Raw genomic sequence first — 12,466 nt, forward strand, 5'->3', positions numbered from 1 at the left:
AATGTTTTCTATCCAAAACGTTCGCCTTTACTTAATAAGTATGCAAAAAATAAATTTAGATGCGTTTGCCCTGTTTTGTTCAATTATATCACATTACTAAGTTGTCAAAACTTTATCTTCGCAATCCTTTTTAAGGTGGGCAAAGCCCAATAATGTATCTAGCCGATGTTGACAGAGACGCATTGCAATGCGTCTTTACTGCCGGCTACCAAAACAAAAAGCCATGTTTAACAACAGAACAAAAATTAAAGCACTACTTGCAAGTGAACAAACGGGTCACGAAGTGATTGTAATGGGTTGGGTTCGTACGTTTAGAAACAACCAGTTTATAGCCTTGAACGATGGTAGTACTAATAATAATTTACAAGTAGTAGTAACACTTGGCTTAGTAGATGACGACACGCTGAAACGCTTAACCACAGGCACTTCTATTAAAGTTACAGGCACTGTGGTACCAAGTTTAGGTAAGGGTCAATCGGTAGAAGTTAAAGCCACCACTTTAGAAATTTTAGGCGATAGCGATGCTGAAAAATATCCTTTACAGCCTAAAAAACATAGCCTTGAGTTTTTACGTGAAAAAGCACATTTACGTTTTAGAACCAATACGTTTGGTGCTATTTTTCGTGTACGTCACTCATTGGCATTTGCTGTGCATCAGTTTTTTAATAACCGTGGTTTTGTGTACTTACACACACCCATTATTACCGCTAGCGATGCTGAAGGTGCTGGTGAAATGTTTAGAGTAACCACCTTGCCAATGGATGGCAGCGCACCAAAAAATGAAGATGGCAGCATTAATTATGGCGAAGATTTCTTTGGTAAAAGCACCAATCTTACGGTAAGTGGCCAGCTTGAAGGTGAATTGGGCGCTATGGCTTTTAGCGATATCTACACATTTGGCCCTACGTTTAGAGCTGAAAACAGTAACACAGCTCGTCACTTGGCTGAGTTTTGGATGATTGAGCCAGAAGTTGCCTTTAATGATCTTGAAGACAATATGGATTTGGCAGAAGACTTTATCCAATACTTGATTAAATATGTAATGGAAAACAACAAGGAAGACCTTGAGTTTTTAGACCAACGCTTAGCAGAAGAAGAAAAACAAAAGCCACAAGCAGAGCGTCAAGAATTTGGTTTGCTAGAGAAATTACGCTTTGTAACCGATAATAAATTTGAGCGCATTACTTATACAGAAGCCATTCAAATATTGTTGGATTCACCGCATTATAAAAAGAAGAAGTTTAAATACGATGTATCTTGGGGTATTGATATGCAAAGTGAACATGAGCGCTACTTGGTAGAAAAACATTTTAAAAAGCCGGTGATTGTAACCAATTACCCTGCACATATCAAATCGTTTTACATGCGCCTAAACGATGGCTGTGAGGAAGGCAAACAAACCGTAGCAGCGATGGATATTTTGGCACCAGGTATTGGCGAAATTGTTGGTGGAAGCCAAAGAGAAGAACGCTTGGAAAAGTTAGAAGCTCGTATGGCAGAAATGCACATACCTGCTGAAGAAATGAGCTGGTACTTAGATACACGTAGATTTGGTAGCGTACCGCATGCAGGCTTTGGCCTTGGCTTTGAGCGTATGGTATTATTTGTAAGCGGTATGACGAACATTAGAGACGTAATACCTTTTGCAAGAACACCTAAAAACTGTGAATTCTAAGCACGAATTATTAGAAGAATTACACGAATGTTACGAATTAGTGTGTCATTATTTTCAAAGAAATATACTACATCGAAACCTGCTAAGTAAACTTTAGCAGGTTTCTTTTTGTTATTATAGCATCCAAGTTTTTATTACAATCGTATTTATAAGCATGAGTAATCAACACATTCAGCAGTTACAAGCAGCCATTGCACCACATAGGGCAAAATTGGTAGCGCATCCATTGTACAGTCAATTACAGAATATCCCTCAAATACAGTTATTTACAACGTATCATGTGTTTGCCGTGTGGGATTTTATGAGTTTGTTAAAGGCGTTACAACAACATCTCACCTGCACTACCACACCTTGGGTACCTGTAGGCAGTGCCAATACTAGATATTTAATTAACGAAATAGTATTGGGCGAAGAAAGTGATGTAGATGAACATGGTAATCGTACTAGTCATTTTGAACTGTACCTAAAAGCCATGCAACAGCTTGGTGCAGACACTGCTACTATTGAACAATTGCTTACATACATTAACAATGGTGTGGATGTAATTACCGCTTTGGATAAGTTACAAATGCCCGAAGCCATCAAAGCATTTGTAGGTTTTACGTTTGATATTGTACGTAATCATCCAGCCCATGTGCAAGCAGCAGTATTTACTTTTGGCAGAGAAGACTTAATACCAGATATGTTTTTAGGTTTGGTAAGAGATTTATCGGCTAGCCACCCTGAACAAGTAAGTACCTTAAAATACTACTTAGAGCGTCATATTGAGGTAGATGGTGACCATCACGGCCACTTGGCTATGGAAATGGTAGCAGAATTATGTGGTGATGATACAGCTAAATGGCAAGCGGCTACAGAAGCATCTATTTTGGCTTTGCAAAAGCGCCAATTACTGTGGAATGCCATTAGTCAAAAGCTAGAAGAAGTGGTTTCTTTAGCTTAAGAAAAATTATTTTAAGATTTCTCCAAAAAAACTAGCAGATTATTTCTGAAATTGCAAACTAGCTATTATATTTGCAGCCCTTTACGGATGGTGCGGTAGCTCAGTCGGTAGAGCAAAGGACTGAAAATCCTTGTGTCGCCGGTTCGATCCCGGCTCACACCACATTTAAAGAACATAAACCCACACTAGTTGTGGGTTTTGTGTTTTGTACCTTTTCCTAATCGCTAAAAGCTATTATTTACTTTCTAGGTACAGCCACTTGCAACCGCTTTCTACAATAATTGTACAGAGGTGTTTCTATAAATTTATATAAGGCAATAGCTATTAGCCACAGTAATACAAAATTCCTATCCGGCAGCAGCACCCATGTTTTTAAACGAAGATTGACGTAGCTAATATGTATTAAATAGAAAGCAAAAGAAGCATTGCCTAATAATACTAACAGTTTGCTACCAAGTAAGCGTTGTAATACTGTCGCTTCGCAAATAAGCCCTGCCAAAAGCAAAGCAATACTCATTGGCAATAAGGTTTTAGACAACAACATACCTACAGGATGATTATAGCCATGCTGATAAGCATTTGGCTGTAGTAAACCAATACCATACATAGCCATTATCAAACTAATGATGCCAACGATAGTTTTATAAGGCATCTTCATTAGCCATGCCTGCTGCTGCTTTATAGCTTTTGCCAGAAGCATGCCTGCTAAAAAATCTGTTGCCCTACCGGGAAAAGTACCCATTAGCAAAAAGTGGGCGGGTCTAAAATACCGCTGCGTATTATGGTTGATAACATACCAAACACTGCCGATAGACCAATAAGCTGCATACAAGCCTATTAGCGCTAGAAACAACCACACAATATGCTTTTGCTGAAGAAAAAATAACAAAGGCGCTAATAAGTAAAAATTAAGCTCTACCGTAAGCGACCAAGCTTGGTTAATACCATCTAAATTATGCACATCACTAAAGCCATGTGCTAGCGTGTAGGTAAATGCAGAAAAATGATAATTACCATAACGCTTGTCTAAATAATATGCGGTTAATATTACCCAATACAAGGGCAGTATTCTGGCACAACGTACCAAGCAATAGCGCCAGTAGCTACTAGCAGATTGCAGTGGTTTATCTTCATACGTGTAGGCAATTAAAAAGCCACTCAACACAAAAAATAGAGTTACCCCAATGTGACATTCATTCGCTAAGCGCATTACCTCTGGATGTAGCCAACCGTACCAATATTTTCGGTTGTGGTAGATAAACACCATACACACAGCAATACACCTAATGCCAGTTAGTGCCTGAAACCGTTGCGTTTGGTTGCTTGCTGCTGCTAAAGAAGTCATATCTGATAAGAGACAATGGGTTTTAAAAGCGATAAATATAAATAGTATTGGTACAACTGGTCGTATAGTAATGAATACAAAGTAAAGCGGCTAATAACTTTCGTTACTAGCCGCTTACTATTTATCTATTCTCTTAACTTATTTACTTACTGCTTCAATATCGCTTTAGTAGCTAGGAAGCCGTTTTGCTCGTCTGATATGTACAATACATAGCTACCACTTTGCAAGCCTCTTGTGTTCATCGTAGCTAGTACATTCACGCCTCTACTGCTTGGTGTTACCGTTTGTACTTGTAAGGTTCTACCTGCTAAGTCCATTAGCTTAAACGTGGTTGGCGTTGCTGACGCTGACACAAAGCTTACTTGTATCGCATCTATCACTGGGTTTGGATACACTTTCACACTTGCTACTGCTAGCTCGGTGATGCTTTGTATCGATGAGTCTTTACAACTACCAATACCACTTACTACTAGTTTTACTGTGTAAGTACCTGGTGTGTAAGTAGTGGTTGGGTTTATTAGGGTAGATGTTTGTCCATTACCTAAATCCCACAAGTAACTCATATTGCCTGCGGCTATAGTGCTTGAGCTGATGAATGTGGTATTCTGACCATTGCCTGTATGCGTTAATATGCTAAAGCCTGCTTTTGGTTGTGCACCTACATGTATTTGTGTGGTAGCTGCGTGGCTAGTACAACCATTGGCATCGGTTACCATTAGGGTGACATCTCTATCACCATAGTTAGCATACGTTTTTGTTACATTGGCTGTAGTGGCTGTTGTACCATCATTTAAATCCCACAAGTAGGTAAATGGTGCGGTACCGCCTGTGGTGGTATTGGTAAATACATACTGATTACCATTCACACATTGGCTAAGATTATTGACACTAAAGCTGGCTTGTAGGTTACATGGTGTAGGTGTTGGTAGCACTACTACTGGCGGTACTACTGCTGTTACAGTAATGCTTAAGCTGGTGGCTGGTGCACCACAACTGTTGCTTACAGTATAGCTGATGGTAGTTGTACCTGCTGCTACCGCTGTTACTACACCTGTATTGGCATCTACTGTTGCTACTGCTGTATTGCTGCTGCTCCATACACCGCCTGTTGTGGCGCTGCTATAGTTGCTGGTGGTTCCTGCTGTTATAGTAGTGGCGCCGCTAATGCCTGATGGCGTTGCTGGTGCAGTTGCTACGGTTACTGTTTTGCTTACTTGGTTACTACCGCAAGCATTAGTTGCTACTAGGGTTACTGTATAGGTATTACCTGCTGTATAGCTATAAGTTGCATTGGTAGTAGTTACGCTTGCGCTGCCATCACCAAAGATCCAGGTGTAATTAGGTGCAGTACCTGTGCTGCTATTGGTAAAGCTGAAGCTATTGCCTGTTAAGCACTGTGTGGCATTGTTGATGCTAAAGTTAGCTACTGGTGCTGCACATGCTGGCGGTGTTACTGGCGGCACTGCTGCTGTTACGGTAATGCCTAAACTGGTAGCTGTTGCACCACAACTATTGCTTACTGTGTAGCTGATGGTTGCTGTACCTACTGATATGGCTGTTACCACACCTGTATTGGCGTCTACTGTTGCTACGGCTGTATTGCTGCTGCTCCATACACCACCTGTTGTGGCGCTGCTTAGTGTAGTAGTAGCACCTGCTGTTATACTGGTTGAACCACTAATACTTGCTGGCATAGCTGGTGCGGTATTTACAGTTACTGTTTTGCTTACTTGGTGGCTACCACAGCTATTGGTTGCTACTAGCGTTACCGTGTAGGTATTGGCTGTTGTGTAGCTGTAGGCTGCGGCCGTCGTGGTTACGGCTGTGCTGCCATCACCAAAGGTCCATGTATAGCTTGGTGCGGTACCTGTGCTGGTATTGGTAAAGCTGAAGGCATTTCCTGTTAAGCACTGTGTGGCATTGGCTATGGTAAAGTCGGCTACTGGTGCGGTACATGCTGGTGGTGTTACTGGCGGTGCTGCTATGCTTACTACCACACTTTGTGTAATAGAATCTTTACAGCCTAAATCGCCTGTTACGACTAGTTTCACTTGGTAAGTACCTGCTGTTGTATAAGTTACCGATGGACTGATTAGTGTTGATGTGGTACCGTTGCCTAAATCCCAGAAGTAGGTCATATTACCATTGGTAATGGTTGAAGTACTAATGTAGGTATAGCTTCCACCGTTCACAGTATTATTTATAATGGTAAAGCCTGGTGTGATGTTACATGTCGTTGGCGCTGGTGGTGGGCAGCTGACTATTGTTACGGTTTGTACTGCCGTGTCCTTGCAGCCGCCTGCACTTATTACGGCTTGTTGCACCGTAAATAAAGCGACTGTTGCGTATTTATGTGTTACGCTATTGCCTGTAGCTGTAGTACCATCACCAAAGTTCCAACTACTTGTTGTATTGGCACTGGTTGAGGTGAATCTGAAGGTGCTATCGCAATTGTTGGTGGCATTTGCTGTAATGAAGCCTGCTTTTACACCGCCTGTTACGGTAGTAACTACTGACATAGCTGAGGTACAAGTACCTGTAGTCACTAATACGCTATAGTCGCCTGGCTCTGTTACGGTAATACTTGGTGTTATTGCACCTGTTGAATTACCATTTTTGAACCATAAATTACCAGTTGCTGATGATGAGGTTAGTGTTACGCTACCGCCATTGCATAAGGTAGTTGAACCGCTTACGCTGATGGTTGGTTTGGTTAAAGTATTGGTGGTGCTCACTACTTGTGGTGCTGATGGAACGCTCCAACAGCCTGCACCGTTGGTACCTGCTAGTGTGTAGCTACCGATGCCTGTGGCATCTACCGTGATACATGAGCTGGTGCCTGTCGTACCTGCTACTGGGTAACCGTCTTTGTACCATTGGTAGTTACTAAAGCCCCATGTTAGTGGGCATAATTGTACCGTTGAACCTGAACAGATAATTGGTGAACCTGCATTTACATTGATAACTGGGCTGGTTGGGCCTGTCACATAAATATCTACGGTGTCTTTACCACCAAACGTGGTGTACACATAACTTAGTTTGCCTGTAAATGGTGCGACTGGCAGGGTGATTTCTACCACACCGTTGGTATTGGTGCCTATAGTTGCCGTTGGGTCGTTGCCTGCCATTGATGACCATACACCTGTGGTTGGTAACGAACCTGTTAAGGTCACTGTTTTTACAGTGCTGCCACACGCTACCGTTTGGTCTGGGCCAGCACTTGGTTTTGGATCTACCGTGAAGTCTAAGGTGGCGATACTGTCACAACCTACCGCATTGGTTAAATGCGCTACATAAATACCTGTGGCACTGTAGGTGACACCATTGAATACATAGGTAGCACCAAATGGCACTTTGATTACTGTCGTTGAGGCGCTTGGGCTGTTAACTACAACAGTTGTATTAGCCGATGTGGTTGTACAGCCATTGGCATTAGTTACAGCTACATTATAGTTACCAGCAGTACTTACAGTAATGGCTCTAGTTGTTGCCCCATTGCTCCATACATAACTACTGCCTGCACTTGCTGTTAATGTTACTGAACTGCCCAAGCACAAGGTTGTTGAACCACTTGCAGAAATGGTAGCTACTGGCAATGTATTTACTGTGATAGACTTTGTAACTGTTGTTACGCAACCATTACTGTTTGTAACCGTGTAGTTAATGCTTGTAGTACCAGCTGTTACACCTGTTACTACACCAGAAGCATCCACACTCGCTACACTTGCATTTAATGATGACCAAATACCACCACTAGTTACGTCAGTAAATTGAAGCTGATTACCTAAACAAACAATGCCGCTTATAACGCTACTATTTGCACCTGCCATAAAATTAGAGATATTACCATTTAAAGATATATTCTGTAATGTGCCGTTATTCGCATTTGAAGTTTTATCTAGTAAAGTAGTTATGCCAGTATTAGTACCACCAGCAACTCCTTGGTTAAAATTATAATAAGCCACCAATCCTGCTTCTGTACCTGCTAGCTCTGTAGCAATAGATGCTTGTATTTGAGCCTGAGTTCTAGCAACATTCCAAATACGTACTTCATCTAAGCCACCATTAAAGTATTCGGTATTATTAGTAGTACCAATTCTTAAATTAGAGGTATTTGTAACTGCTTGACCACTCGGGTTATCTTGACCTCTTAATATACCATCTACATATATTTTACGAGTAGTACCGTCATATGTAGCTGCAATGTGATGCCACAAACCATCAGCTAAACTTGCAGGTAGAGTCACTATCAAATCGTTAGACCACCAGTAGTTTATTACTGTGTTACCGGTGCCTAAACGTAGAGCATTTACTTGGTTAACCGCGCCCCAGTTACCCCATCCTACTATACCATTATTAGCATGTACACTTGGTTTTATGTACGACTCTATAGTGTAAGCACCTGTAGTTACAGGTATATTAGTATTGGTTGAAACACTTACATAGTTAGCAGCGGCGCTATTAAAGGCTAGCCCATTACCAAGATCTCCACCTTGACCAATACCATTTACGGTTGGCAACACATTTACTGTTACTGTTATGCCATTAGAAGATACAGGCGGTGTATATCCATTATTATAGTTTTGTAATACCTCGGCAGCAGTTAATGCTTTACCGCCATAAGCCATAAATGATGACATACTTCCTGTAAAGTTGTAGCCATTATGGCAACAACCACCATTTCTAAGACCTAAGAACATATAGGCTGTAGAACCTGGACCACTAAATGTTTGGTTTGTAGCAGAATTCACCAAAGCGCCATTTACATACAACTTACTTGTTCTTAAAGAACCATCGTACACTAATGTTACATGATACCAGGTATTCAAGGTAAAATCTGACACATCCGATATTGGCGTGTTACTATACACACTACCTATAAATCTTTTATTGGTAAAGTATAATGGCGGCATGTTCCATCCACCACCATTTACATCGCTAGACATGTACATAATAGTACCTGATGTGGTTGTTGGATATACCCAAGCTGACCATGTTACCGAAGTATTACCACCAACACCAGTATTTGGTATAGATGGTGTTCTTACAATACTGTTACTACCATTAAAGGCAAATTCACCATTATTGGCGTTACTGTAAGTAACATTGGTTAATGAAGAGTTATAACCATTACCACTTATATCGTACCAAGTAGAACCCGTACCCGGATAGCTAGTGGTATTTTTTGCATTTAAATAAATAGATAACCCAGAAGTTACGATACCTGTTATCGAATTAGTACTCATAGCACCTGCAACAGTCATATCAACAGTAATAACATCACTGTTTGCCAATGTGTTTGTTGTATAAGTGCTACCTGTTGCACCAGAAATAGCCACACCATTTTTCTTCCATTGATAAGTAGGATTAGTAGCATACTTAGGTGTAGCTGTAAATGTTATCGACGTACCAGCACAAATAGTATTAGTAGGAACATTTGATGTAATAGTTACAGATGGTACAGTAATAGTGCCTGATGCAGTTACATTACCACAGCCACCAGTCAATGTTACTGTATAATTATAAATACCACTTACAGTTGGCGTACCACTAATAGTTACCACATTAGCATTCCAATTACCGGTTACACCATTTGGCAAGCCGCTAAAGCTAGCGCCTGTTGCACCCGTGGTACTATAAGTAATATTAGTCATTGCAGTATTAGCATATACCGTTTGTGCTGCTGTTGCTGCCGATGAAGTAAGCGACATTGTATTAGCTGGCAATGTTGTTACAGTTACAGGTGCCGATGTAGCAGTACAATTACCATTTGACACGGTTACTGAATAAGTACCAGCAGCTGATACGGTAATAGCTTGTGTGGTAGCACCGCCTGTCCAAGCATAACTTGTAGCAGCGTCTGATGTTAAGGTTACTGAACCACCAGTACAAAAAGTAGTAGCACTACTTGGTGTAATAGTTGGTGCAGGTGGTAATGGGTTTACCGTAAGGTTTAGTGTCGCTGCACTATCGCAACCTACTGCATTGGTTAAATGAACCAAATAAGTACCAGCAGTTGTGTAGCTACTACCACCAAAACTATAACTACCACCTGCACAAATGCTAGTATTAGTAGTTGATGTAGATGGTTGTTTTACGGTTACTGTTACAGTATTTGATGTTGCAAGTGTACAACTTCCATTGGTTACCACTACTCTGTAATATGTTGTAGCTGATAAGTTGCTTGCAACATAAGTGGCGCCTGTTTCACCAGCAATATCTGTAAACGTGCTATTATTGGTAGATGATTGCCATTGTATGCTACCTGTATTACCATTTAAACTTAGCGTGGTACTATTTGTACTAGCACATACAGACGTAGAACCACTTGCTGTGCCTGCTACCGAAGCAGGATTAACACTAATAACGCCTATGGCACTAATAGCTGTGCCGCAAGAACCATTGGTTAGTATGGCTCTATATCTTCTTGTTGCTGTAATGCCTGTATAGCTAAGGGTTGTTATGGTGTTAGCTACATCTGTCCATACTACACCGCCATCTATTGAATATTGCCATTTAGATACATTACCTGTAGAACCTGTAAGGTTTAATGTACCGCTATTGCTACCACCGCAGAATGTAGCATTACTTACAGTACCGCCCACAGGTGCCGAACCATTAATTACTGTAATAGTGTAAGGTGTTGTGTTTACGCTATTTGAGCAATTATTTAGCACAGCTCTAAAATAGTATGTACCTGCTGTACTTAATTGATAAGACAATACAGCCGTAGTATTGGCTATGTCTGTAACACCACTTGCAAATGTGCTACTGGTAGAAACCTGCCATTTACTGATTGTGCCACTATAGCCATTCAACGTAAAGTTCACACTAGCCCCATTACAAATGGTGTTATTATCTGCAACAATATTACCTGCCACAGCAGTGCTCACTTTAATAAAAGTTGATGATGTAGGATTATTAGAACAGCCTGTAGTATTTACAAGCGCACGATAAAATGTATTTTGCGAAATATTACTTGCTGTATAACTTGTGCTTGTATTAGCAATATCTGTTGTGTTAGTTGTGGTTATAAAATTATCTGTAGATGATTGCCATTTAGAAACCGTACCAACGCTAGCCAACCCACTTAAGGTTAATGTGGTACTGTTAGTACCCGAACAAACGGTATTGTTACCATTAGTAATTGTACCCGATGGTGCACCTGAAAGATTTATTGTTCTTGTAAACACGACGTTAGATGACACATTATCTGTAGACATATCGCCATACTCATAAATTGTATTTAGATTACAACAAGTAGCTGGCAAATCATTCCATAGACCAGTACCACCGCTTAGCATTTGTCCAAAATTCTCACTACCGTTATTACCATTTGGCTCAGTAGGAAATCCTTGTGCATTACAACAACCATTCCAATTGGCATATTGCCCAACAGCAGTTAGTGGAGAGGTAGAACTAGTATTTCCACTAGAAAACAAAGTACCCTTTTCTGGCCCTGTAACCCAATGCCAAAAACCTTCAGACCCTGTACTTGAAGTACCGCTTGAAGATCCTTGTTGACTATATTTTATAAATCCCACAGCTGTATCTATATATCTATAATCATCAGAAGCCCCTAACCAAGATACAGAGTAAGAAGCAACCAAACTATTTTCAGCAGCCGAAGTAATGGTTACCATATAAGCCTGACGACCAAAATAAGATGTAACTTTTGCAGTGTTATAGCCGGTTATCCAATCTGTTGCATTGGCCGATTTTTCGTAAAAGTGACCATTGATTAAGTTATACAATTTAGGCCCAACAATAAAACTCACTTGTCTTTGCTCTGGATAGCAAGTTACGTTGGCAGTAGTAATCGTTACTCGCCTCAATAAATCTTGCCAAGTAGCTGCATCTGCTATACCAGCAAACTGTAGCGCTTTGTAAGTAGTATTAAAGCTGCCGTTTAAAACAGTAATACCAAAAGGAAGGCTTCCATTATAGCCAAGTACATCGCCATTAGTATAGCTACCAGTTATTTGCACTGTAAAGCCTGAAATGGTACCATCAGATGTAAGTGTTAAATTGGGATCTACTACCGTAGATGTAGCTTTTGTTACCGTGTTGATACTGCTTGTACCGCCTACTTGAACAGTAGAGGCTGTTTGGGCTACAGTTAGTTGTGCTATACAGGCTAATAGTAGCGACAATACGACAGCATACAGGCATTTAGTAAAGGATTTAGGCATGGTCTGATTTTTATAAGGATATATTGGTTTTTTGCTAAGTAAACAATCGTTATAACTTTTACAACCAATACTCTATCACGCAAATAACGTAAATGGGAAGTATTTAGTATTTTGAACAGATAATCTTCATCGGATTAGTGTCAAAATGGTACAAAAGTTATTAACAATTTTTTAGCAATTGTGATGCAAAATAGACTTTTTTTCTATCTACCAAAAAAATATTAACACATTATAGACTATACCCCCTAAGATAAAGGGGTGGCACTTATAAAAGCTGATTGCACTTACTGCCACCTGTATTAGTGACAACT

Annotated in this window: 4 protein-coding genes and 1 tRNA gene; 3 read left to right on the forward strand and 2 right to left on the reverse strand. The window is 40.5% G+C overall.

All coding sequences use genetic code 11. The features are described from left to right. The first annotated feature begins 223 nt into the window (after positions 1–223). The 3 genes from asnS (at position 224) to ACT9TX_RS11635 (ending at position 2,780) form a co-directional block, all read left to right on the forward strand. Complete coding sequence (asnS, locus tag ACT9TX_RS11625) at positions 224–1,675, forward strand: asparagine--tRNA ligase (protein ID WP_481338463.1); 1,452 nt, start codon at positions 224–226, stop codon at positions 1,673–1,675. Between the two features lie 154 nt (positions 1,676–1,829). After that, on the forward strand, positions 1,830–2,618 hold the full coding sequence (locus tag ACT9TX_RS11630; RefSeq protein ID WP_481338464.1) for a DUF3050 domain-containing protein: 789 nt from the start codon (positions 1,830–1,832) through the stop codon (positions 2,616–2,618). Positions 2,619–2,707: 89 nt separating this feature from the next. Continuing rightward, a tRNA-Phe gene (locus ACT9TX_RS11635) sits at positions 2,708–2,780 on the forward strand. A gap of 76 nt (positions 2,781–2,856) precedes the next feature. Here the strand turns inward: ACT9TX_RS11635 and ACT9TX_RS11640 are convergent. Together ACT9TX_RS11640 and ACT9TX_RS11645 are read right to left on the reverse strand one after the other, a co-directional pair. Continuing rightward, positions 2,857–3,963, reverse strand: coding sequence for an acyltransferase family protein (locus ACT9TX_RS11640; protein ID WP_481338465.1), 1,107 nt, complete (start codon positions 3,961–3,963; stop codon positions 2,857–2,859). A gap of 146 nt (positions 3,964–4,109) precedes the next feature. Next, entirely contained in the window at positions 4,110–12,155 is an 8,046-nt protein-coding gene (locus tag ACT9TX_RS11645; protein ID WP_481338466.1) for a PKD domain-containing protein, read from the reverse strand. Positions 12,156–12,466 lie beyond the last annotated feature (311 nt).

The sequence above is a fragment of the Parasediminibacterium sp. HNIBRBA5674 genome (assembly GCF_056745525.1).